General features: G+C 68.6%; 1 pseudogene. It reads right to left on the bottom strand.

Annotated features, from left to right (window positions below):
* Positions 1 to 242: pseudogene (locus tag ACQG3P_RS22230) on the bottom strand (FAD-dependent oxidoreductase); the annotation flags it as partial.

Here is a 242-nt window from a genome sequence, read left to right on the forward strand (position 1 = left end):
GTACAGGCTGGCCACGTGCTGGCCGGGCGGCGCCAGCGAATCGTCCAGCGTACACGGGATCAGCATTGCCACGTTCGGTTCGCGTGACCAGCCGTGCTGGCGCGCATCGCGGTAGGCGCGGTCCATGTAAGCCAGCGTGGGCGCCTTGATGATGCCGGCCGTGAGGTGGTCCCCTGCCCCGGGCAGCACGGAGAACGAGGGCAGGCAGGACAGCGCGACGTTCATGCGGAACGTGCCTGAAC

The sequence above is a fragment of the Stenotrophomonas sp. SrG genome (assembly GCF_050031795.1).
Classification (GTDB): domain Bacteria; phylum Pseudomonadota; class Gammaproteobacteria; order Xanthomonadales; family Xanthomonadaceae; genus Stenotrophomonas; species Stenotrophomonas rhizophila_A.